This window comes from Bradyrhizobium sp. 25ACV, from assembly GCF_054863005.1.
On the sequence record NZ_JAVAYO010000126.1, the window covers coordinates 1 to 265 of the forward strand.

1 protein-coding gene is annotated in these 265 nt (G+C 63.0%); it reads left to right on the forward strand.

What is annotated here, in order from left to right; all coding sequences use genetic code 11:
* The first annotated feature begins 10 nt into the window (after positions 1 to 10).
* Positions 11 to 178, forward strand: coding sequence for a 4Fe-4S binding protein (locus RAD04_RS38835; RefSeq protein WP_461627986.1), 168 nt, complete (start codon positions 11 to 13; stop codon positions 176 to 178).
* Positions 179 to 265 lie beyond the last annotated feature (87 nt).

Below are 265 nucleotides of genomic sequence, written 5' to 3' on the forward strand. Positions count from 1 at the left end.
CACCCTCAAGCTGGGACGCTGCATGTTCTGCGGCCTCTGCGCCCGCGTCTGCCCGGTGGATGCGGTGACGATGAGCAAGCACTACGAGCTGATCTCCCAGAGCCGCGACCAGTTCTTCCGCCAGAAGGGCGAACTGTCGATTTTGGGCCAGGATGAAGCGGGGTACTATCAGCAATGAGTGGCGCTGAGTTCGTCTTCTACCTCCTCTCCGGGGTCGCCGTCATCATGGCGGCGGGGGTGATCCTCGCGCGCAATCCGGTCCACT